This window comes from Streptomyces sp. JH34 (assembly GCF_029428875.1).
In the GTDB taxonomy this organism is placed as follows: domain Bacteria; phylum Actinomycetota; class Actinomycetes; order Streptomycetales; family Streptomycetaceae; genus Streptomyces.
Map to the genome: position 1 here is coordinate 265,121 of NZ_JAJSOO010000001.1, position 20,850 is coordinate 285,970.

General features: G+C 71.6%; 21 protein-coding genes and 3 pseudogenes. 12 read left to right on the forward strand and 12 right to left on the reverse strand.

Features of this window, described 5'->3' with window-relative positions:
• Positions 1-3 precede the first annotated feature (3 nt).
• Positions 4-1,305, reverse strand: a complete 1,302-nt coding sequence (locus tag LWJ43_RS01410; protein WP_277330414.1) for an alpha/beta fold hydrolase — start codon at positions 1,303-1,305, stop codon at positions 4-6.
• Positions 1,306-1,651: 346 nt separating this feature from the next.
• Between LWJ43_RS01410 and LWJ43_RS01415 the strand changes: the two genes are divergently transcribed.
• Entirely contained in the window at positions 1,652-2,476 is an 825-nt protein-coding gene (locus tag LWJ43_RS01415; protein ID WP_277330415.1) for an aldo/keto reductase, read from the forward strand.
• An 86-nt stretch (positions 2,477-2,562) separates the two neighbouring features.
• On the opposite strand, the gene LWJ43_RS01420 is transcribed toward LWJ43_RS01415, so the two are convergent.
• The gene (locus tag LWJ43_RS01420) at positions 2,563-2,658 is read right to left on the reverse strand and encodes a hypothetical protein (protein WP_277330416.1); all 96 of its coding nucleotides are present in this window, start codon (positions 2,656-2,658) and stop codon (positions 2,563-2,565) included.
• A 316-nt stretch (positions 2,659-2,974) separates the two neighbouring features.
• Between LWJ43_RS01420 and LWJ43_RS01425 the strand changes: the two genes are divergently transcribed.
• The 3 genes from LWJ43_RS01425 (at position 2,975) to LWJ43_RS01435 (ending at position 6,147) form a co-directional block, all read left to right on the forward strand.
• Positions 2,975-3,949, forward strand: a complete 975-nt coding sequence (locus LWJ43_RS01425; RefSeq protein WP_277330417.1) for an acetylxylan esterase — start codon at positions 2,975-2,977, stop codon at positions 3,947-3,949.
• Positions 3,950-4,057: 108 nt separating this feature from the next.
• A complete protein-coding gene (locus tag LWJ43_RS01430) occupies positions 4,058-5,224 on the forward strand; it encodes a Gfo/Idh/MocA family protein (protein ID WP_277330418.1) in 1,167 nt (388 codons plus the stop codon).
• The gene (locus tag LWJ43_RS01435) at positions 5,221-6,147 is read left to right on the forward strand and encodes a DUF6807 domain-containing protein (protein ID WP_277330419.1); all 927 of its coding nucleotides are present in this window, start codon (positions 5,221-5,223) and stop codon (positions 6,145-6,147) included. Before LWJ43_RS01430 ends, LWJ43_RS01435 begins: the two co-directional genes overlap by 4 nt.
• Before the next feature lie 160 nt (positions 6,148-6,307).
• Here the strand turns inward: LWJ43_RS01435 and LWJ43_RS01440 are convergent, their stop codons facing one another.
• Positions 6,308-6,751 (reverse strand): nitroreductase family deazaflavin-dependent oxidoreductase, encoded by a 444-nt coding sequence (locus LWJ43_RS01440; RefSeq protein WP_277330420.1) that lies wholly within the window; start codon positions 6,749-6,751, stop codon positions 6,308-6,310.
• 331 nt (positions 6,752-7,082) lie between these two features.
• Here LWJ43_RS01440 and LWJ43_RS01445 point away from each other — a divergent pair, with 331 nt between their 5' ends.
• The 3 genes from LWJ43_RS01445 to LWJ43_RS01455 all read left to right on the forward strand — a co-directional run bounded on the left by LWJ43_RS01445 (position 7,083) and on the right by LWJ43_RS01455 (position 9,583).
• Positions 7,083-8,444, forward strand: coding sequence for an FAD-dependent oxidoreductase (locus tag LWJ43_RS01445; protein ID WP_277330421.1), 1,362 nt, complete (start codon positions 7,083-7,085; stop codon positions 8,442-8,444).
• Positions 8,445-8,615: 171 nt separating this feature from the next.
• Positions 8,616-8,990, forward strand: coding sequence for a PadR family transcriptional regulator (locus LWJ43_RS01450; RefSeq protein WP_277330422.1), 375 nt, complete (start codon positions 8,616-8,618; stop codon positions 8,988-8,990).
• Positions 8,987-9,583, forward strand: coding sequence for an HAAS signaling domain-containing protein (locus LWJ43_RS01455; protein ID WP_277330423.1), 597 nt, complete (start codon positions 8,987-8,989; stop codon positions 9,581-9,583). The genes LWJ43_RS01450 and LWJ43_RS01455 overlap by 4 nt, the downstream gene beginning before the upstream one ends.
• A 142-nt stretch (positions 9,584-9,725) precedes the next feature.
• Here LWJ43_RS01455 and LWJ43_RS01460 read toward each other — a convergent pair whose 3' ends face one another.
• Positions 9,726-10,628, reverse strand: a complete 903-nt coding sequence (locus LWJ43_RS01460) for a hypothetical protein (protein ID WP_277330424.1) — start codon at positions 10,626-10,628, stop codon at positions 9,726-9,728.
• A gap of 202 nt (positions 10,629-10,830) precedes the next feature.
• On the opposite strand from LWJ43_RS01460, the gene LWJ43_RS01465 reads away from it, so the two are divergent.
• The 3 genes and pseudogenes from LWJ43_RS01465 to LWJ43_RS01475 form a co-directional block, all read left to right on the forward strand.
• The gene (locus LWJ43_RS01465) at positions 10,831-11,451 is read left to right on the forward strand and encodes an L-threonylcarbamoyladenylate synthase (RefSeq protein WP_277330425.1); all 621 of its coding nucleotides are present in this window, start codon (positions 10,831-10,833) and stop codon (positions 11,449-11,451) included.
• Positions 11,452-11,563: 112 nt separating this feature from the next.
• The gene (locus LWJ43_RS01470) at positions 11,564-11,755 is read left to right on the forward strand and encodes a DUF6381 family protein (RefSeq protein WP_277330426.1); all 192 of its coding nucleotides are present in this window, start codon (positions 11,564-11,566) and stop codon (positions 11,753-11,755) included.
• Positions 11,756-12,015: 260 nt separating this feature from the next.
• Positions 12,016-12,114, forward strand: a pseudogene (locus tag LWJ43_RS01475) (DUF2267 domain-containing protein); the annotation flags it as partial.
• A gap of 3 nt (positions 12,115-12,117) precedes the next feature.
• Here the strand turns inward: LWJ43_RS01475 and LWJ43_RS01480 are convergent.
• On the reverse strand, positions 12,118-13,125 hold the full coding sequence (locus LWJ43_RS01480; protein WP_277330427.1) for an MsnO8 family LLM class oxidoreductase: 1,008 nt from the start codon (positions 13,123-13,125) through the stop codon (positions 12,118-12,120).
• Between the two features lie 89 nt (positions 13,126-13,214).
• Positions 13,215-13,601: an ArsR/SmtB family transcription factor gene (locus tag LWJ43_RS01485; RefSeq protein WP_277330428.1), complete on the reverse strand. Its 387-nt coding sequence runs from the start codon at positions 13,599-13,601 to the stop codon at positions 13,215-13,217.
• A gap of 98 nt (positions 13,602-13,699) precedes the next feature.
• Here LWJ43_RS01485 and LWJ43_RS01490 point away from each other — a divergent pair, with 98 nt between their 5' ends.
• Positions 13,700-15,715, forward strand: coding sequence for a heavy metal translocating P-type ATPase (locus tag LWJ43_RS01490; protein WP_277330429.1), 2,016 nt, complete (start codon positions 13,700-13,702; stop codon positions 15,713-15,715).
• Between the two features lie 7 nt (positions 15,716-15,722).
• Positions 15,723-16,034: pseudogene (locus LWJ43_RS01495) on the forward strand (helix-turn-helix transcriptional regulator); the annotation flags it as partial.
• 51 nt (positions 16,035-16,085) lie between these two features.
• Here LWJ43_RS01495 and LWJ43_RS01500 read toward each other — a convergent pair.
• The 6 genes and pseudogenes from LWJ43_RS01500 to LWJ43_RS01525 form a co-directional block, all read right to left on the reverse strand.
• On the reverse strand, positions 16,086-16,976 hold the full coding sequence (locus LWJ43_RS01500) for an endo alpha-1,4 polygalactosaminidase (protein ID WP_277330430.1): 891 nt from the start codon (positions 16,974-16,976) through the stop codon (positions 16,086-16,088).
• Positions 16,977-17,184: 208 nt separating this feature from the next.
• Complete coding sequence (locus LWJ43_RS01505; RefSeq protein WP_277330431.1) at positions 17,185-18,123, reverse strand: adenosine kinase; 939 nt, start codon at positions 18,121-18,123, stop codon at positions 17,185-17,187.
• A 129-nt stretch (positions 18,124-18,252) separates the two neighbouring features.
• A pseudogene (locus tag LWJ43_RS32995) lies at positions 18,253-18,420 on the reverse strand (alpha amylase C-terminal domain-containing protein); the annotation flags it as partial.
• A gap of 366 nt (positions 18,421-18,786) precedes the next feature.
• On the reverse strand, positions 18,787-19,545 hold the full coding sequence (locus LWJ43_RS01515; protein ID WP_277330432.1) for an IclR family transcriptional regulator: 759 nt from the start codon (positions 19,543-19,545) through the stop codon (positions 18,787-18,789).
• A 145-nt stretch (positions 19,546-19,690) separates the two neighbouring features.
• Positions 19,691-20,263, reverse strand: coding sequence for a hypothetical protein (locus LWJ43_RS01520; RefSeq protein WP_277330433.1), 573 nt, complete (start codon positions 20,261-20,263; stop codon positions 19,691-19,693).
• Positions 20,260-20,805: a hypothetical protein gene (locus LWJ43_RS01525; RefSeq protein WP_277330434.1), complete on the reverse strand. Its 546-nt coding sequence runs from the start codon at positions 20,803-20,805 to the stop codon at positions 20,260-20,262. The genes LWJ43_RS01520 and LWJ43_RS01525 overlap by 4 nt, the downstream gene beginning before the upstream one ends.
• Positions 20,806-20,850: the final 45 nt, after the last annotated feature.

Genomic DNA, 20,850 nt, shown 5'->3' on the forward strand with positions numbered 1-20,850 from the left:
CCGCTACCGATCGGCCTCGCCCCGCACCAGGGCGAGCAGCCGGTCGAGCACATGAGAGTCGCCCGCGCGCACGCCGTCGTGCTCGTACTCGCTGGTCACCCAGGTACGGAGCCCACGGATCGAGGACGCGGTGCGCAGCGCGTGGCCGGTGTCCACGTACATGTCGTCGTGGTAGACGGCGGCGGCCACGGGTACCTCGTTGGCCGCGAGCCGCTCGGCGTCGTACAGGGCGGGCCAGTCGGTGCGGGCGGCGAGGAGTTCCGCCGTCCCGCGCAGCGGGCGGAGCGCCGGGTCGACGGTGAAGTGCCAGGGGTGGATGCTCTCACCGGTGAAGAGCACGGGCCCGTCGCCCGCCAGGGCGGCGGTGACGTCGAACTGCGGGAACTCGGCACGGACGCGTTCGGCCGACCAGTCGGTGGGCGTCGCACCCTGGCCGTAGATCGCCTCGTGCATGAGGGCGTACAGCGGGTGTCCGGCGAACGAGGTGGCGGTGCGCATGGCCTCCTGGAAGGAGTCCGACAGCTCGGCGCCGTGCGGGCCCTCGACGAACGCGTTCTCCATGAGGTAGTGCAGCTGGTGGCTGCCGTTGCCGCCCCCCAGCATGATGCCGAGGGACTGGAATCCCTCGGGTGTGAGCGTGTGTCCGGCGCTGTCGGGGCGGTGCTCGGCGAGGTACGCGGCGATCGCGCGGGCGCGGGCGACATCCTGCGGGTAGCGCGCGTAGTGCGCGGCGACCTTGCGCTCGATCCGCGGAAACGCGGCCCGGTAGACGTCGTCGGCGTGCGCTTCGAGTGAGGGCAGACCGCCGGTGATGAGCACGGCTTCGAGCCCCTCCGGGGCGGCCGACAGATAACGGACGGCGCAGAAACCGCCGAAGGACTGCCCCAGCACGGTCCAGGGGGCGCCACCGGTGAGCTGGGGGCGGATCATTTCGCAGTCGCGGACGATGCTGTCGGAACGGAAGTGGGCGAGGTAGTCGGCCTGCTCGCGCGGACCTCCGCGCATCGGCAGCGTCTGCCGGTTGGCCGGCGTGGACAGACCGGTGCCGCGCTGATCGAGGAGCAGCACACGGAATTCGCGCACCGCCCGCCCGAGCCATGCCTCCGCGCCGACGAAGCGGCGGGCACCGAAGCCGGGACCGCCTTCCAGATAGACCAGCCACGGCAGTTCCCCGGCCGGCCTGCCCGCGGCCACGGCTTCGCGGCCGAAGATCTCGATCGTCTCGCCGTCGGGATCGTCGTGGTCGAGGGGGACCGTGAACCGTCGGTCGGTGAGGACGACGCCGGGCTGGCGATAGCTGTTCAAGGGGACTCCTGTATCCGGTGCTTCCCGGACAGTTCAGCACATCGCCGCGACCCGGCCGGTGTCGGCCCGTGCGCACCCCCACCCCTCCGGCTTCGCCCGCTCGCGGATCATCCGGCAGGCCGGGCGCACGCGGTCATCCGGCAGGCCCGGCGGACGCGGACGCCCAGGGCATGGGACGCGACCGGACGCGACTCCCCTCGATCACTGTCGCGTGAGCCCGCCGCCGCCCTGTGAGCGCCTCCCAGATTTACTGCCACTTGCCATTAACCCGCGTATGCAATTATTGTCGACGCCAGTAACCATCGCACGCGGATCGGCTCGGTCCGGCACCACGAGAGGCAGCACCATGTCCACGGTCCCCACCGTCACGCTCAACAACGGCGTCACGATCCCGCAGCTCGGCTTCGGTGTCTTCCAGGTCCCCGACGACGAGACGACCGCCGCGGTCACCACCGCGCTGGAGGCGGGCTACCGCTCCATCGACACCGCGGCCGTCTACGGCAACGAGACGGGGGTCGGCCGCGCGCTGGCCGGGTCCGGGCTCGCCCGCGAGGAACTGTTCGTGACGACGAAGCTCTGGAACGCCGACCAGGGGTACGACGCCACGCTCGCCGCCTTCGACGCGAGCCTGGCCAAGCTGGGCCTCGACCAGGTGGACCTCTACCTCATCCACTGGCCCACCCCGGCCCGCGACCTCTACACCGACACCTGGCGCGCCCTGGAGAAGCTGCTGGCCGAGGGCCGGATCCGGGCCGCCGGCGTCTCCAACTTCCAGCCCGCACACCTGCGCCGGCTGAGCGAGGAGAGCTCCCTCGTCCCGGCGGTCAACCAGATCGAGCTGCACCCCGGGCTCCAGCAGGCCGAGCTGCGCGCCGTGCACGCGGAATCCGGCATCGCCACCGAGGCATGGAGCCCGCTGGCGCAAGGTGCGCTGCTGGACGACGAGGTGCTGACCTCGCTCGCCGCACGCCATGGGAAGAGCCAGGCCCAGGTGGTTCTTCGCTGGCACCTCCAGCTCGGCAACGTCGTGATCCCGAAGTCGGTCACGCCCGCGCGCATCCGGCAGAACATCGACGTCTTCGACTTCGAGCTCTCGGCAGCCGACATGGAGGCGATCGCCGGACTGGACCGCGGCATGCGCACCGGACCGGACCCCGACACCCTCGACTGATCCCTGTCACCACCCCGTACGGGCAGGCGCCACGCGCCTGCCCGTACGCGTTCCACCAGCGGGGATGGACCCCCTCGGCCAGCCGGCTACCGGCCCCGCCGGTAGCCGCTTCCGCCCCGGGGTCGCTCCAGCGGTCCGGCGACCACAAAGTGGCGGCGAAGGGCGGAGGAGTCGCCCCGCACCGTGAGCAGCGCGCCGTCGACCTCGCGCTCGGCGTGGTCACGTGTCGCGGGTCGCGGTCGCGGAGTGTGTGCGCGGGACGCACCGGCAACTGCTCGCGGCGGGCGGACTTCCGGGCATCGCCGTCAGGCGGTCGCCCGGGAAGAGTGCGGCCACCTGGTGAGAGCCGCGGGCTCCGGAAGGCGACACGCCACAGCATCGCAGCAGGCGGAAGCGCGGGCATCGCGATTCCCGCAGAGTGAGCACATGTTGACGTTCGGGCTGACCCTCGTAAGGTGTGACCATTCACTCAACCTCGCTCACATGAGGCGGTCCCGCATGGCCCTGTTCGATCTCCCCCTCGATGAACTGCACGCCTACCGCAGCCGGTCGGTGGAGCCCGAGGACTTCGACGCGTTCTGGTCGGCCACCCTCCGGGAGGCCCGGACCCACGACCTGGACGCCCGCTTCGAACTCTGCGCCGGCCTCGGCCTCACCACCGTCGACGTGTACGACGTGACGTTCGCCGGGTTCGGCGGCCATCCCGTCAAGGGCTGGTTCGTCATACCGGCGGGAACCACCGAACCCCTCCCCGTGCTCGTGGAGTTCATCGGATACGGCGGAGGACGCAGTCTGCCCCACGCCCATCTGCTCTGGGCCTCGGCCGGAATGGCCCACTTCGTGATGGACACCCGGGGCCAGGGCAGCGGCTGGGCACCCGGCGACACCGCCGACCCCGTGGGATCCGGACCCTCGCTGGCGGGATTCATGACCCAGGGCATCGAGGACCCGGCCACGTACTACTACCGCAGGGTGATCACGGACGCGGTGCGCGCGGTGGAGGCGGCCCGCTCCCACCCGCTGGCCGACGCGTCCCGCACCGCCGCGATCGGCGCGAGTCAGGGCGGCGGCCTCGCCCTCGCGGTGGGAGGGCTGGTGCCCGACCTGGCCGCCCTCGCTCCGGACGTGCCGTTCCTCTGCGACTTCCCCCGCGCGACGCGGATCACCGACCGCAAGCCGTACCGCGAGATCGGCGACTACCTCAAGACGCACCGGGGCCGCGCCGAGCAGACGCTCGGGACGCTCTCCTACTTCGACGGGGTCCACTTCGCGGCCAGGGGCAGCGCACCGGCGCTGTTCTCGGTGGCCCTGGAGGACCAGACCTGCCCGCCGTCCACGGTGTTCGCCGCGTACAACGCCTATGCACACGCAGACAAGGAGATCGAGGTGTACGAGTACAACGACCACGAGGGCGGTGGCCCCTTCCAGCACGCGGCCCAGCTCACGCGGCTGCCGCGGCTCCTCAAGGCCTGACGGACACCGCCGCCCCGGACCCCTTGACCCGCTTCGCGGGCGGCGCCTAGGTTTCGCGGAGAGAAAGCGCTTGCTGTCCGATGAGCGCCCATAACTCGATCTGAAGGGGTGTTTGTCACGACCAGCAATCCTTCGCGCCGGGAGCCGGTGCGGGTCGCGATCGTCGGTACGGGTGCGATCGCGCGTGGCAGCCACCTGCCGGCGTTGACCGCACTCGGTGCCGGACAGCCACTGGAGATCGTCGCCGCGGTCGACGTGGACACGGCCTCGGTCGAGGCGTTCTGCACCGACGCGGGCATCGCCCACCCGTACACCGACCTCGACCGGATGCTCGCCGAGCAACGCCCGGACCTGGTCACTCTCGCCACCCCGCCCCGGTTCCACCGCGATCAGACCGTCGCATCGCTGCGCGCCGGGGCGTGGGTGTGGTGCGAGAAGCCACCCTGCCCCTCGCTGGAGGACTTCGACGCCATCGAGGCGGCGGAGGGCGGCTCGGACGGCGGCGGCCCGTACGCGGCGATCGTGTTCCAGCACCGCTTCGGCTCGGGCGCGCGGCACGTCCGGGGACTGCTCGCCGGACAGGCCATGGGCCGCCCGCTGGTGGCTCACTGCCAGACCACCTGGTACCGGGACGAGGCGTACTACTCCGCTCCCTGGCGGGGCACCTGGAGCAGCGAGGGCGGCGGCCCCTCGATGGGGCACGGCATCCACCAGATGGATCTGCTGCTCGATCTGCTCGGTCCGTGGGCGGAGATCCGGGCGATGGCCGGGCGGCTCGTGCACGACGTGGAGACCGAGGACGTGTCCACCGCGCTCATCCGCTTCGAGAACGGCGCGATGGCCACCGTGGTCAACAGCGTGCTCAGCCCGGACGAGGTCAGCCGGATCCGGATCGACTGCGAACGCGCGACGGTCGAGCTCACGCATCTGTACGGACATCGCAACGCTGACTGGCGCATCACCCCCGCCCCGGGGGTGGCATCCGAGGAGGCCGCTGCCTGGCGGGACTTCGGAGCCGATGTCCCCAGCTCGCACGAGGCGCAGCTCAAGGGTCTGCTGGAGGACCTGAGGGCCGGACGCAGGCCGCGGAGCAGCGGTGCGGACGGCCGCAAGAGTCTCGAACTGGTCGCCGCGCTCTACAAGGCCGCCTTCACCGGGTCGACCGTACGGGCGGGCGAGATCGGGCCGGGCGACCCCTTCTACGGGGCGCTGCACGGCGGCGCCCCGGGCTGGGCTCCGGAGCGCGTGGACAGGCCCGCCGAGGTGGTGGCGTGACGAAGGCAGTGGGACTCGTCCACCGGCACGGTGAACACCTCTCCGTCACGGCGGGGACCGGGGTGGAACTGCTGCGCTACGTCTACCGGGCGGAGGACGCGTGGGAGGCGCCGAAGCCCTACATCCACCCCCTGCGCACACTGTCCGGCCAGGTGGTGACCGGCTACCGGCCCAACGACCACCGCTGGCACAAGGGCCTGCAGATGACTGCCTCGCACCTTTCGGGCGCGAACCTGTGGGGCGGCAACAGTTACGTGGACGGCGAGGGCTATCTCGCCCTGCCGGAGCGCGTCGGGTCCATGGCGCACACCGGATTCGACGAGGTGTCCGTGCACGACGGCGGGGTGCGGTTCGCGGAGCGGCTGACCTGGCACCCGCACAGCGGCGGCCTCTGGGCCGAGGAGACGCGCCGTATCGAGGTGCACGACGTCGACGAGGCGGCCGGCAGCTGGGCACTGACCTGGTCGTCCTCGGTCACCAACCGGCGCGACGAACCGCTCCGGTTCGGGAGTCCGACGACACACGGCCGGCCGAACGCGGGGTACACCGGGCTGTTCTGGCGCGGGCCGCGCGCCTTCCGGGACGGGCGGATCGTCTCGCCGGACGCCGAGGGGCCGGACCTCATGGGCCGGCAGGCTCCCTGGCTCGCGTACAGCGGTGAGCACGACGGAGCCGACGGGCACGCGACGCTCGTCTTCGTCCACTCCCCCGGGAACGACCACACCGGCGCGGGCGGCGCGCACCCGGCCCACTGGTTCGTGCGCAACACCCCGTTCGCCGCTGTCGCCCCGTCGCTCGCCTTCCACGACGAACTGGTGCTGGACCCCGGAGCGACGCTGACCCGCGAGTACCGGGTGCTGGTCGCCGACGGGGCCTGGGACCGGGAGCGGATCGCCTCCGCGGTCGGCCGGCTCACCTGGTAGCGGCGCACAGCGGTTCCCGGTGCCCGGTTGCGGGGGCGCGTCGACCGGTGCTGTCCGCAGCGACGCCGGCGAGGGCTCGGGGCCGCACCGAGCCGCGTCCGCCCTCCGCCCGCCGTTCCGTGACGGGGCCGGCCGGCCCCGTCACGGAACGGCGGGCGCGTCAGTGCTCCCTGGCCGGGGAGAGGACGAACACAGGGATCTCCCGGTCGGTCTTGGTCTGGTAATCGGCGTAGTCGGGGAACGCCTCGACCGCGCGTTCCCACCACAGGGCCTTCTCCTCACCCGTGACCTCGCGGGCGGTCATGTCCTGCCGCACGGTACCGTCGCGCAGCTCCACCTCGGGGTCGGCCAGCACGTTGTAGTACCAGACGGGGTGCTTGGGGGCGCCGCCGAGGGAGGCCACCACGGCGTACTGGCCGTCGTGCTCGACCCGCATCAACGGGGTCTTGCGGAGCTTGCCGCTCTTGGCGCCGCGCGTCGTCAGCAGGATGACGGGCATGCCGCGCATGGTGGTCCCCTGCGTCCCTCCGGAGCTCTCGATGAGTTCGACCTGCTCACGGACCCACGTCGTCGGGCTCGGCTCGTACTCGCCGTCCATCGGCATGGAACATGCTCCTCTCGTCGGAAAGCCGGTCGTGTGCCCATCATGGCTCCGGTGTGGACCCGGATCACGCAAGGACACCGGCGTGAAGCCTGCCCACCGACCGCCGTCTCATTCTCCGGACCGACATGAGACGACTGCGGAGCAATCCGCTCACAGAAGCTCACAGATTCCGAACCCCTTAAGACCCATACGTCCCTTCATTTCCGATATATCACCTCGCCCCGCCCCTGGGGTTCCTGAGCACAGGCCGTACCGTGGGGGCAGCGGAGTAAGCCATGCCTTACCCCGCTGCACTCTGCCCGCGCTCGTCCGCCCTAAGGAACAACACTCCATGACACGCCCCGTCCGCGTCGCCATCGTCGGAGCCGGTCCCGCCGGAATCTACGCAGCGGACGCGCTTCTCAAGTCCGAGGCCGCCCAGGAGCCGGGCGTTTCGATCGACCTGTTCGAGCGCATGCCCGCCCCGTTCGGCCTGATCCGCTACGGCGTGGCTCCGGACCACCCGCGGATCAAGGGAATCGTCAAGGCGCTCCACCAGGTCCTGGACAAGCCCCAGCTGCGGCTCTTCGGCAACGTGGACTACCCCAACGACATCGGCCTGGACGACCTGCGGTCCTTCTACGACGCCGTGATCTTCTCGACCGGCGCCGACGCCGACCGCGCCCTCGACATACCGGGCATCGAGCTCGAGGGCTCGTACGGCGCAGCCGACTTCGTCGCCTGGTACGACGGACACCCCGAGGTTCCTCGCACCTGGCCGCTGGAGGCCGAGAAGGTCGCCGTGCTCGGTGTCGGCAACGTGGCCCTGGACGTCGCGCGCATCCTCGCCAAGACCGCGGACGAGCTGCTCCCCACCGAGATACCCGCGAACGTCTACGACGGCCTCAAGGCGAACAAGGCGCTGGAGGTGCACGTCTTCGGGCGGCGCGGGCCGGCCCAGGCCAAGTTCAGCCCGATGGAGCTGCGCGAGCTGGACCACTCGCCGAACATCGAGGTCATCGTCAACCCCGAGGACATCGACTACGACGAGGGCTCGATCGCCACCCGGCGGGAGAACAAGCAGGCCAACATGGTCGCCTCCACGCTGGAGAACTGGGCGATCCGTGACGTCGGCGACCGCCGCCACAAGCTCTTCCTCCACTTCTTCGAGTCCCCGGTCGAGGTCGTCGGTGAGGACGGCCGCGTCGTCGCCCTGCGCACCGAGCGCACGGAACTCGACGGCACGGGCAACGTCAAGGGCACGGGCCGCCACACCGACTGGGACGTACAGAGCGTCTACCGTGCGGTCGGCTACTACTCGGAGGAGCTCCCGAAGCTTCCCTTCGACGTGGTCTCCGGGACTGTCCCGCACGCGGCAGGACGCGTACTGGCCGGTGACGAGCCGATGCCCTCGGTGTACGTCACCGGGTGGATCAAGCGCGGTCCGATCGGCCTGATCGGGCACACCAAGGGCGACGCCAACGAGACCGTGGCCTGCCTGCTGGAGGACCACGCCGCCGGCCGGCTGCCCGCCCCCGCACAGCCCGGCACCGACGCGGTCGTCGACTTCCTGGAGCAGCGCGGTGTCCGGTACACCACCAAGGAGGGCTGGCACCGCCTGGACGCGCACGAGCAGGCGCTCGGCGCGGAGCAGGGGCGCGAGCGCGTCAAGGTGGTCGAGCGCGCGGCCATGCTGGACGCGTCCGGAGCCTGACGGCCACTGACACCCGCGCCCCCTGAGCCCTCCGTAGAGGACGGCTCAGGGGGCGCAGTGCTCTCCGGAAGGCGACGGACGACACCGATACACGGATCGAGGGCCCGTCGGGGCCGGGTGACCAGCCACCCTCTTGACTGACCCCTTGCCGGACCAGGTATCTTGCATCGCATGGAACCTGGTGATTCGACCAAGCAGGCCCGGGCAGCCGCCCAGCTGCGCAAGGGTGTCCTGGAGTACTGCGTACTCGCCCTGATGCGGGACCGCCCCCGCTACGGCGTGGAACTCCTCCAGGCGCTGGAGGACTCCGGCGCCCTGGCCACGAGCCAGGGCACGGTCTACCCGCTGCTCTCCCGGCTCCGGCGCGACGACCTCGTCAGCACCACCTGGCAGGAGTCCGCATCCGGACCACCCCGCCGCTACTACGCACTCACCGACAGTGGCAGGGCCGCGCTCGACGAGTTCACCCGCGTCTGGCCAGGCTTCCGGGACGCCGTCGACACCTTCCTGTCCACCCCGCCCTCCTCCACCGGAGAACTCGCATGAAGACCCCTGCCGCATCCGTACGCGATTACCTCTCCGCCGTCGAGCGTGAGGCCTCCGCACTCCCCGCCGACCGCCGTCAGGAGCTTCTCGCCGACCTCGCGGAACACATAGAGGTGACGCGCGCCGAACGCCCCGACGCCACGCTCGGCGAGATCCTGGCGGGACTGGGGGACCCCCGCACGATCGCGGCGACGGCACTGGCCGAGGCCGGGAGCAGAGCGACCGGGATCCCGGCCGCGGACGGGGCCGGTGGACCTGCCCGGCGCGGCAAGGTGCACCCCCTGGTCCCGCTTCTGATGCTCACCCTTTCACTGCCCTTCGTGATGGTGTTCTCCGAATCCCCCGGCCCGCTGTTCGGATTCATGTTCCGCGTCGCCGGCGCGGTGCTCCTCTGCACCTCGGTGCACTGGACCGCCGTCCGGAAGACCACCGGGGTCCTGCTGGCCGCCGTCGTGCCGAGCGTCGTCATCGCGACCTGGAACCTGTCCAGCGGCGGCCCGACCGGTGACACCCCGGCCCTGCTCGCCAACTTGGGGATGCTGGCCCTGCTGATCGGCACAGCAGCCTGGCTCTGGCGGGGCCGGCGCGTCTGAGGGGCCGATGCGGCGCACGCGCATGGGGCCGGCCCGCTTTCGTGGTCCAACGGGTCGGCCAGGAAGGGGCGGTGCTCCCGGCGGATGACAACAGACCTCCGCGGAAAGCTGCCTTCTGCACCCTCCACCCCGTGACAACTGTTCAAGTCGGGCGCCGACGTCGGCCTGCCACGCTTCCGGTGGCCTTGCCCGCCTGTCGCCCTGCCGCACCGCGGGACTTCTTCGCGGCGGGCTTCGCCGCCGAACCCGCTTCGGCCGCCGCCTTCTTCGCAGGGGCCTTCCCGGCCGCGGCCTTCTTCCGTGCCGCCTTCCGGGGTGGCGCCTTCTCGGCAGGGGTCGCTTCGTTCGACGCTGACGCGCGCTCGGCCCGCGGCCTCCTGCCCGATTCCGTCTTCTCCGCGGCGGCGGGTTCCTCCTCGTCCTGGGTGCCTCCGGCGACACCTCGCACGACCCCTCCGACCGCGTCGCCCGCCGCTCCGGCACCGCTCCCGCCCACGTCCTCGACGGCAGCTCCCGCACTCTCACCGATCCCCTTCACCGCCGTGCCCGCGTCGTCCGCGACGGACTCGACCGCTTTCCCGGCACCCTGCCCGACATCGCTCACGGCCGCCCCCGTGCCCTCGCCCAGTCGCTTCACGGCCTTGCCGGTGCCGGCCCCGACGTTCTCGACCGCTTCGCCCACACCACGGGTCAACTGCTCGAGTATCTGCGGGTTGCGGTCCACCGTGCTCAGCAGACGGGTGACGATGGCCGCGATGTTGTGGAGCCGCACCCTGAGCTGTGCCTGTACGTCCACCCCCGAGATGCCCAGTTCGACCCGCCCGAGGCGGACGTCCGCGCCCACGTTCAGTTTGAGGAGGTCCAGCACCTCCGCCTGCAGGGAGACATGGGCCTCCAGGTCGTCGACCTCCAGGTTCAGTTCGTCCACGTGGAGAGCGGGGACATCCAGGAAGACGTCGGACCGGTTCTCACCGGGCCCCTGGTCCGGCGGGATCGCGACCTCGTGATCGTGTTCCCCGTGGTCGGCGCGGTCCGGGCTGGGCATGATGCGAGCACATCCTCCATCGACCCCCGTCCAGCAACTTCACGTCCAAGTGTCGACCGGGTGAAACCATCACGCAATCGCCGGACCGGACGGCGGCGGGGTACCTCCTCGGGCTCCTGGGAGGCCGCCACCGGGCGCGCGGCAGCCCGACCGCCCACGCCGTGAGCGGAACGCGGCCGGACCGAGGCCGTAGACTCGGCGGATGGCCAAGTACTTCGATGTGCACCCCGAGAACCCCCAGCGCCGCACCATCACCAACGTGGCCGAGAGCATCCGGTCCGGCGCCCTCGTCGCCTATCCGACGGACTCCTGCTACGCCCTGGGATGCCAGCTGGGCAGCCGCGACGGGATCGACCGCATCCGGTCGATCCGGAACCTCGACGACCGTCACCACTTCACGCTGGTCTGCCAGAACTTCGCGCAGCTCGGCCAGTTCGTGCAGGTCGACAACGACGTCTTCCGCACGATCAAGGCGACGACACCGGGGAGTTACACCTTCATCCTTCCCGCCACCAAGGAGGTGCCGCGTCAGCTGCTGCACCCCAAGAAGAAGACCGTGGGCGTCCGGATCCCGGATCACACCGTCACTCAGGCGCTGCTCGCCGAGCTGGGTGAGCCGCTGCTGTCCAGCACGCTGCTCCTGCCGGACGAGGAGGAACCTCTGACGCAGGGCTGGGAGATCAAGGAGCGCCTCGACCACGTCGTGGACGTCGTACTCGACTCCGGCGACTGCGGAACCGAGCCGACGACCGTCATCGACTTCTCCGGAGGCGAGCTGGAGGTCGTGCGCCGCGGAGCGGGCGACGTGAGCCGGTTCGAGTAGCGCACCGCCCGCTGGGTCACTCCACGCTTCCGGCCTCTCCTCCGAGATGCGCGCACCCCCGGGTGCCTGGTTCGGTGGAGGGGTCCGCTCCGCCCAGTGTCAGGGAGTGATCATGAGCGAGTCAGAGGACGTACGGGACCGCCTCCGGCGCATGCGTGGCCGGGCCGAGGATCTCGAGAAGGCGGCCGAGCGAGCTTCCGATCCTTCGGAGCGCCGGCGCCTGCAGGACGAAGCACACCGGCTCGAATCCCAGAGCGTGCAGGTCAGCGGCATGGCGAGTGGCGACATCTACCCGATGGAGTGAGACGGGCGGTTCGCCTCCGGGTGTCACTCAGGGCCGCCGCGTTTGCCCGGGCCCGGATGACGTGTTAATCCGGAAGTGAGGTGACACGCGGTGAATACGCGGAGGGCGGGGCACGGGCTTCCCCTCCCCCGCCCCGCTCTCCGCCCCCACCTGCGGACGGCTCACCCCGCGAGACCCGACGGGCTTCGGGCTGATCGAGAAGAGCACGCACGGGCCCATCCTCCGCTACGGTCGTCCGACCCCGATCGCGCACGATCGGAAGCGTGGTGGCCGACGCCGCGGGCGAGGAACATCTGCGACGCGTACTGCTTCAACTCCCGGCGGCACAGGACCTCTTGTTCGGTAACCCCGACGGCTGACGCTCAGCCGAGGCCCGCGATCCGTGCGAGCCTCCGCATCGAGTCCGCGAGGGCCTCGCGGTCGTGGGTGCTGGTGGTGACCAGGATCTCGTCCGCGCCGGTCTCCCCGATCACCTCTTCGAGCCCCGCCCGCACCATGTCCTCGGTGCCCGCGAGATGTCCGCGGAGCCCGTCCTCGAACAGCGCGCGTTCCTTCTCCGTCATGGCCGACGCCTCGATCCGCTCGGCCGGCAGCAGCGGCGGGAAGGAGCCATGGGTGCGCGAGTACGCCATGGACCACGCCTCGGGGGCCAGGAGACGCCTCGCCTCCGCCTCGGAGCCGGCGACCGCGACGGTGCCGGCCACGATCACATACGGGTCCCGGCCCCATGCGGAGGGCTGGAATCCACCGCGGTACGCCTCCACGGCCCGTAGCAGCCTGTCGCGCCCGCGCAGATCGCCCACGACGAGCGGCAGACCGGCTGCCGCGGCGACGGCGGCGCCCTCACCGGTGGCGAGCACGTACGGCGGCACGTGCAGTCCCTCGGCCGGGCGGGCGTGAACCTGGGGGTGCGCCTGCTGGGTGCCGTCGAGCCATCCGAGGAGTTCGGCGAGCTGTCCGGCGAACGTCTGGGCGTCCTGCTTGTCGCGCCCGAGGGCTCTGCGGATCCCGTCGGTGAAGCCGGCCGAACGACCCAGGCCCATGTCGATCCGGCCGGGGAAGAGCGAGGCGAGCACCCCGAACTGCTCGGCCACGACGAAGGGCTGATGGTTCGGGAGCATCACTCCGCCGGTCCCGACCCGGATGGTGGAGGTCGCTGCCGCGACGGCGGCGGCCAGTACCGTCGGCGCCGATCCCGCGATGCCGGGGACACCGTGGTGCTCGGAGACCCAGAAACGGTGGTAACCGAGGGCCTCCACCGTTCCTGCCAGCGCGACGGTGTCCCGCAGTGCCTGCGGGCCGTCGTACCCCTCGCGGGTCCGGGAGCGGTCGAGGAAGGAGAACCGGGTCGATGCGATGGAAGAACTCACACCTGGTTCAACACCGCGGGTCCGCCGGGATTCCCGCGCCGCCGGGATTCCCGCGCCGCCGGGGAGCGTCCGTCGCCGTCGCCGTCGGTTCAGCGCTCCGAGGCCGCCGCGGCGATCTCGGCGGGAGCGTCACGGAGGCCCAGGCGCAGGTGCTCGACGTGGTACAGGGCCTGGTCGAGGAGTTCCGCGACGTGGTGGTCGTACAGGGCGTAGACGATGGAACGCCCTCGGCGTTCACCGGCGACCAGTCCCAGATTCCTCAGCAGCCGCAGCTGATGGGAGCAGGCGGAGGGCTCCATCTCCACCGCCTCGGCGAGGTCACCGACCGCGCAGGGGCCCTCCTGCAGGCGCGCCAGAATGCGCAGCCGGGAGGGGGTGGCCAGCGCCTGGAGGGTCTCCGCGACACCCGCAGCCCCCACGGCGTCGAGGCGCTCGCGGGTGGTCGCGCTGGTCTGCTCGTCACGTCCGTGGCCCATGGCGCCCATCTTACGGATGACACATGAAGACCTATTCATATATTCCTGTACGGTGGGCGTCGTCGTCGTTCCCGCTGCCTGTGAGGGGTCGTTCATCCATGCCAGCTGTCGTCATCCCGCCCCCGACGCGCCTCGCCTCCGCCGGCTCGGGTGAGGCGCCCCGGCGTCGCACGCGGGTCCTGGCCCTCGCCGAGGCCCGATGGGCGGGTGCGGCCCTGGCGCTGTTCCTGCTCGCGCTGCCGCTGCACCTGACCGGGGCCCCGGGCTGGACGTGGGGCCCGCTGTACGCCCTCGTCTACGCCGCCGGAGGCTGGGAACCGGCCCTCTCGGGACTGCGGGAGCTCCGGGAGAAGGTCCTGGACGTGGACCTGCTGATGATCGTGGCCGCGCTCGGCGCGGCCTCGATCGGCCAGGTCATGGACGGGGCACTACTCATCGTGATCTTCGCGACGTCCGGCGCGCTGGAGGCGCTGGCGACGGCCCGCACCCAGGACGCGGTCCGCGGCCTCCTCGACCTGGCCCCGGCCACCGCCTCCCGCGTCACCGCGGACGGAGGCGAGGAGAGCGTCGCCACCGGGGATCTCACGGTCGGCGATGTCATCCGGATCCGGCCGGGCGAGCGCGTCGGCGCCGACGGGCGGGTCCTCGACGGTGCGAGCGAGGTCGATCAGGCCACCATCACCGGAGAACCGCTGCCCGTCGCGAAGGAGCCCGGCGACGAGGTGTTCGCCGGGACGCTGAACGGCACGGGCACCCTGAGGGTCGCCGTCGAGCGGGACGCGTCGGAGTCGGTCATCGCCCGGATCGTGGCGATGACCGAGGAGGCCGCCCGCACGAAGGCCCCCACCCAGTTGTTCATCGAGAAGGTCGAGCAGCGCTACTCGCTCGGCATGGTCGTGGCCACCCTGGCCGTCTTCCTCGTCCCGCTCGCCTTCGGCGACGACGTGACCGGGAGTCTGCTGCGTGCCATGACGTTCATGATCGTGGCCTCCCCCTGCGCCGTGGTGCTGGCGACCATGCCGCCCCTGCTCTCCGCCATGGCCAACGCGGGACGCCACGGTGTCCTCGTCAAGTCCGCGGTCGTCATGGAGCGTCTCGGGCAGTCCGACGTGGTGGCGCTGGACAAGACCGGCACCCTCACCGAGGGCACTCCGCGTGTGACCGGCGTCCACCCCCTGCCCGGCGCCGGGCTGACCGGCGAGACGCTGCTGGCCCTGGCCGCCGCGGCGGAGCACCCCAGCGAGCACCCCCTGGCGCGCGCCGTCGTGAACGCCGCCCAGGAGCGGGGGCTGCGCCTGTCACCGGCCTCGGAGTTCGACTCGGCGCCGGGTACCGGCGTGACCGCCACCGTCGACGGCCAGGTGATCTCGGTGGGCTCCCCCGCCCGCCTCCTGCGGCACACCGGAGCACCCGCGGCCGCGGACGCCGCCGCGTCGGCCACCGGACTGGAGGAAGCCGGGAGCACCGCGGTTCTCGTCCTGCGCGACGGCGAACCGGTGGGGGTGCTCGGGATCGCCGACCGCATCCGGCACGACGCCGCGGCGACCGTCACCGCACTGGCCCGTCTGACCGACGGCTCGCCGATGCTGCTGACCGGCGACAACGCACGCGCCGCCGCCCGGCTGGCCGCCGAGGCGGGCATCACCGACGTCCGGGCGGGACTGCTCCCCCAGGACAAGGCGGCGGCCGTCCGGGAACTGGAACAGGCCGGGCGCAGGGTGCTGGTCGTGGGCGACGGCGTCAACGACGCGCCCGCGCTGGCCGCCGCGCACGTCGGGATCGCGATGGGCCGCGCCGGCTCCGATCTCGCCCTGGAGGCGGCTGACGCGGTCGTCATCCGCGACGAACTGGCCACCGTCCCCACGGTGGTGGCACTCTCCCGGGCCACCCGTCGGCTGGTCGTGCAGAACCTGGTCGTCGCCGGCGTGTTCATCTCGGCACTCGTCGTCTGGGACCTCGTCGGTCATCTGCCGCTCCCGCTCGGTGTCCTGGGGCACGAGGGCTCCACCGTCATCGTGGGCCTCAACGGACTCCGGTTGCTGCGCGAATCGGCCTGGCGTCGCGCGGCGGGGCAGGAGCGGGAGGTAATGGGCGGTCGGCAGGTGCGGGACTGACGACGGCACCTGCCCCCTGCTGCGCGCCCTGTGCGACATCCTGAGGGCTGATCCGGGCGACAGCCGTACGCTCGCCGAACTCGGCCGTGAGGTCGGGGCGAGCGCCCGTACCCTGTCCCGGCTGTTCCGCAGCGACCTGGGCATGACCTTCCCTCAGTGGCGCACCCAGCTGCGCCTCCACCACGCCCAGGTACTCCTGGCCGGGCGGACACCGGTGACCACGGTCGCGCACCGGTGCGGCTGGTCCTCCGCCAGCGCCTTCATCGAGGCGTTCCGCCGCGCCTTCGGCCACACCCCGGGCTCCCGTCCGGCGGGCTGACGGCGCGTGAACCCCGGCCCGGGAGCGGTTGGCCCAGGGCGGGCGCGGTGCTCAGCAGGTCCGGAAGACGTGCCCCTTCTCGCCGGCGGGGAGCACGTCGAGGTCCCGCAGGACGAGGGAGATCCTGCCGCCCCAGCTGGAGCAGCTCTCGTCGAAGCCCACATCGCCCTCGCCCTCGTACTCGATGGCGAAGACACGGTCGTCGTACGCGTCGGCGTAGGCGTCGCATTCGTCGAACTGGGCGCACTCCTCGGTGACCGCGAAGTCGAAGCCGATCTCCTGGTGCCGGTCGAGCAGGTCGGTGGTGTTCTTCTGCCCGATCGCCAGACCGTCGCCATGCGCCCGCGTGGCCAGTTCCTTCGCGAAGGCGGCATTGTGATCCCGCGTCAGCTTGCCCTTCGACCGCTCGAAGGAGTCGAGGTTGTCCGGCTCGACCGCTTGGAAGCCGTTCTCGGCACAGCCGTCGATCCACTTCCCGACGATCTCCACGAGCTTGGTGCGCTTGGCGGGCGTGGAGGTGTCCAGGAGTACCTCGTCCCAACCCTCGTCGATGATCTCCTTCCCGTTCCCGTCCCTCAGCAGGAGGTCCGGGTGGGTGTCCTGCCACCATTCCAGGGCGTCGGGCTGGGTCTGGAAGGCGTTCACGTAGCAGACGTTGTACAGGCCGGGGGCCGGATCGTCCTCGCGGTCGCGGGACACCGCGCGCACCCCGTCGGGCGGCGTGTAGCCACCGCCGATCTGGTAGTCGAACGTCATCCCGGCCGTCGGCAGGCGCACGTCGCCGGTCTCCGTCCGCCGCGTGGGCTCGTCGGCGGCGGACTCCCCGTCGGCGCCCGCACAGCCGGCGAGCACGCCCGCCCCGAGGACGGAGGCTAGGGCCGTCGCCATGCCGGCGACCGCGCGCCGACGACGAAAGAACAGGGACAGGGCACGGCCGGCCACGCGTATCTCCAGGTGTCAGGGATCCGGAACGATGATCCGCCCCCATCCTCCGACACCGCCGCGGAGCCCCGTCATCCGGGGCCGCGGATCACCGCACCTCGGCGGCCGTCGACGTCGGTCCGCCACCGACCCGGTCGGGGAGGCGCCGCGTCGGGCCCTCCGGACCGAACACGTCACCGCGCCGGGCCGACCACTGCCCGCTCAGGGCTCACGGTGTCCGAATGCCCTCCGCCGCACGGTCCTTCTCGGCCTCGGCCACCCGGGCGAGCAGTTCCTCACGTCCGATGGCGTCGGTGCGCGTCGAGGGCACGGTGCACGCGTGGGCACCGGCGACCGTCCCGTAGAGAGCGCAGCGCCGGGGGTGTTCGCCGCTCAGCACGCCGAGGAGGAACCCGGAGGCGAAGGCGTCGCCGGCGCCGTTGGAATCCACCACCGGGGCGGGCGGGGTGACGGCCGGCGTGTGCGTCAGCCCGTCGTCGTACAGCAGGTACGAACCGTCGGCACCCGCGGTCGCGACGACGATCCGGGCCCGTCCTCGTCCGGTGATGTCACGCATGGTGCGCTCGGGGTCGGTCAGTGCGGTGGTGGACAGGAACACGATGTCCGCCTGGAGCGCGAACGTCTCGTGGTAGGCGTCGACGCCGTCCCAGTCGTGCAGATCGGTGGAGATGGTCACCCCGGCCTCGCGGAGCACCGGAACGGTGAAGCCGCACGGCTGCGTGATGACGACGTGGGCATGACGGGTGCCGGCGAGGAGCCGGCGGACCGTCGACTCCTGGAACCGGTCCGAGTCGTGCGCGCGGGAGGCGTCGTACAGGGACAGCCGTCGCCCGTCGGGAGCGACGAGGTTGACGGCACGCTTCGTGCCGGCCGCCTGGGGAACCTCGGTGAAGGGGATGCCCCGGTCGCGGTGCAGGGCGCGGACCAGGTCACCCTCGTGGTCGTCGCCGATCATGTCGAGGTGGTGGGTGCGCAGGCCGAGGGCGTGCAGTCCGAGGGCGACGAAGTCCCCGCTCTGCCCGGCGCGGGTCTCGATGCCGGGCCGGATCATGTAGCTGTCGGCGAACGGGAGCGGGAGTTCGGGGACGTGGACGACGGTGTCGACGCCGGCACCGCCCAGGACGAGGACGTCGGTCTGCTGGTGCATGAAGGTGTTGGTGCCTCTCGGTTCGGATCGTCGTGTCGGAGGTCTGCGCCCGGTGGCCCGGTCCGCCCACGGCGCGCGGGACGTGTGCCGTCCCGCGCGTCGTGGGTCCGTGGTGCGGTCCGCGGCCGGTCAGGCCTCCCGTGCTCCGATGTGCAGCGCCAGCGCCCCGCGGGCCGGCACCGCCGCCTGGACGGTGCCGTCGTCGCGGACCGTGACGGTGTTGCCGTCGCAGGCGTCGGGTGAGGCCGCGGCGACGTTGCAGTAGGTACCGCCGGGCAGGGAGGTCGTGAAGGTCCTGAGGTGGCCTCCGTGACGGAACTCGTCCACGTCGCCGATTCCTGTGCACTCGGGCGGTGTCGCCTGCGACTGCCAGGGGGCGAGGGTCGTGAGACCGGCGACGGTGACGACTCCGGCCAGCGTTCCGCCGATGAGGCGGAAGCGGTGGTGCATGTGCGGCTCCTTCGACGACAGGGCACGGCTGTGCCCTCGAAGACAGCCACGCGCCAGGCTGCCGTGGGGGGAACGTCTGGGAGCCTGCCGCTCCGTCCGGGCGGCCGTCAAGGACTTCTGCAAGCTCTTTCAGATTCTTGCGCAAGGTGACGCGACGTCACCGATGTTTCGCCCGCGGCCCGTCGGCGGGGCGACCGCGCCGGACGGCGCGGATCAGAAGGACGCCGGCAGCAGTCCCGCGGCGGTCCGCAGTGCGACGGCGTGCCGTTCGAGTTCGGGCTCCCCACCCCGGTCGGCCGGCATGGACGCCATCAGGGCGAGCCGGTCACGCCAGCTGTTACCGGCCAGCGGCACCGCGACGGTGTTCATTCCCCACACGGACTCACCGGCACTGTCGGCGCGGCCGAGGGTGCGGATGCCGGCGAGTTCGGAGAGCAGGGCCGAACGGGACACCGGCGTACGGCTGGTGACACCGGGCAGCCGCTCGTCCGGGTAGAGGGCGCAGACCTGTTCGGTGGTCAGCTGCGCGAGCAGCACCTTGCCCGCCGAGGTGGCGTGCGCGGGGTGCGCGCGGCCGGTCTCCAGGACGGCGCGCACGGGGTGCGGGGACTCCCGGCCGTCCGTGATGATCACCTGGTCGCCGATCAGAGCGGCGGTGCCGACGGTCTCCCCGGTAGCGGTGGCCGCCGCGTCCAGCACCACCTGGAGGCGGGCCCTGGTCCCGGGACCGTAACCGGCCGGACGGCCCAGCGTGACGAGTTCGGGTCCCGCGGAGTAGCCACGGCCCGAGGTGTCCCTGGTGGCGAAGCCGCGTGACTCCAGGGTGCTGAGCACGCGGTGCGCGGTGGAGCGGGCCACGTCCAGTTCCCTGGCGGCCTCGGTGACGGACAGCGTGTCGTGGGTGAGGAAGAGGCGCATCAGGCGCAGCCCGGTGTCCAATGACTCGATGATGTAGCTCCTGGGGTCGGCCACGGGGTCCTCTCGGTCGTTTCGCTGGGGCCGTGTTCCTTGTGCGGTGCCCCGCGCCCATGATTCCGGGCCGGGGGGCGGCGGAGCAACGAGTCGCACTCCGCCGTCCCCGCGTCCCGGACGAGGCCGTGCGCAGGTGGCCCAGGCGTCACGCCGAGGCGTCACCCGGCACCAGCAGCGGCGGTGAGGGGAGCCGGAAGTGCCTGGCGATGATCCGCAGGGTGTGTGCCCCGTCGGCGTTGAACCCGGGATCGGCGTCGTAGGCCGGGGTGTCCCGGCCCACGATCCCGGCCTCGAGCAGCTCGCGCACCAGCAGGTCGCCACTGCGCCGTGATTCCCGGCGAGCGCCGATGTTGAAGTAGTTCTGCTCGAATCCTCCGCGGCTGTGGACGAACTGGAACGGATGGGCGGCGCAGTGCGGGACCATGTAGTTCTGTCCGTGCTCGCAGGCGCAGGCAGGTGTGGACGCCAGGAAGACGGTTTCCACCCGGCCGGGGCCCGCCCCGCGGTCGGCGTAGCGGAAACCGGTGATCCAGCAGGCCAGTTCCTGGACGTCGACCGCGTCGGAGGCCGGTCCGGCGTCGTGGGTCGCCCAGGCCCAGCCGGACGCCTCACCGACGGTGGTGGCGGGGCGCCCCGCTTCGGCGAAGACGGCGGACAGGGTGGGCAGGTCCATTCCCCTGCAGAAGGTGACGTAGGTGTCGGGCGCGAGCAGGTTCACCTCGCCACCACCTCCGCGGAGAGCGGGGGCGAGGGCAGCACGAAGAAGTCCGCGATGGCCTTCACCAGCCGGTTCTCGTCCTCGTCGTGGTGGTCGAAGCAGTCGTGCCCCTCATCCTCCGGCGCCTCGCACTCCGCACCGGGGCCGATCAGGTTCGCCGCGAGGAGCTCGGCCGACAGGAAGTCCGGGTTGTCGCCCACTCGTTGCCCCACGTCCTCGAAGCTGAAGTGAAGGATAGGGCGTCCGTCCCGGTAGTACGAGAAGTCCGGGCCGTGCGCCTTCGCGCTGCACGGCTCGGTCACGAGGACGACGATCTCTCCGCCGTCCGTGCGGAGCGTGGGGTAGTTCACGAGGTCGTAGTCGTCGGCCTCGGGGTTCAGCATGTCGTGGACGGCCCACGCCCACTCGCCGCCCTCGCCGCATGCCAGAGGTTCCCGCGACAGGGCGCGCAGTCCAGCGGCGAGCGCGTCGCCGGACATGCCGCGGGCGAAGACGAGGTTCACCTCGTGGCCGGGGAAGGAGTGATGTATCCAGTCGGTCATGCGCAGACCCTATGCGCGGGCACCGACAAAGGGCCGGTGTCGCCG

Coding starts and splice junctions, on each gene's coding strand:
- LWJ43_RS01505 (WP_277330431.1), bottom strand. CDS start 18,123: ATGCACCAGCAGACCGACGTCCTCGTCCTGGGCGGTGCCGGCGTCGAC.
- LWJ43_RS01450 (WP_277330422.1), top strand. CDS start 8,616: ATGGAACCTGGTGATTCGACCAAGCAGGCCCGGGCAGCCGCCCAGCTG.
- LWJ43_RS01425 (WP_277330417.1), top strand. CDS start 2,975: ATGGCCCTGTTCGATCTCCCCCTCGATGAACTGCACGCCTACCGCAGC.
- LWJ43_RS01485 (WP_277330428.1), bottom strand. CDS start 13,601: ATGGGCCACGGACGTGACGAGCAGACCAGCGCGACCACCCGCGAGCGC.
- LWJ43_RS01470 (WP_277330426.1), top strand. CDS start 11,564: ATGAGCGAGTCAGAGGACGTACGGGACCGCCTCCGGCGCATGCGTGGC.
- LWJ43_RS01440 (WP_277330420.1), bottom strand. CDS start 6,751: ATGCCGATGGACGGCGAGTACGAGCCGAGCCCGACGACGTGGGTCCGT.
- LWJ43_RS01455 (WP_277330423.1), top strand. CDS start 8,987: ATGAAGACCCCTGCCGCATCCGTACGCGATTACCTCTCCGCCGTCGAG.
- LWJ43_RS01415 (WP_277330415.1), top strand. CDS start 1,652: ATGTCCACGGTCCCCACCGTCACGCTCAACAACGGCGTCACGATCCCG.
- LWJ43_RS01525 (WP_277330434.1), bottom strand. CDS start 20,805: ATGACCGACTGGATACATCACTCCTTCCCCGGCCACGAGGTGAACCTC.
- LWJ43_RS01465 (WP_277330425.1), top strand. CDS start 10,831: ATGGCCAAGTACTTCGATGTGCACCCCGAGAACCCCCAGCGCCGCACC.
- LWJ43_RS01490 (WP_277330429.1), top strand. CDS start 13,700: ATGCCAGCTGTCGTCATCCCGCCCCCGACGCGCCTCGCCTCCGCCGGC.
- LWJ43_RS01445 (WP_277330421.1), top strand. CDS start 7,083: ATGACACGCCCCGTCCGCGTCGCCATCGTCGGAGCCGGTCCCGCCGGA.
- LWJ43_RS01460 (WP_277330424.1), bottom strand. CDS start 10,628: ATGCCCAGCCCGGACCGCGCCGACCACGGGGAACACGATCACGAGGTC.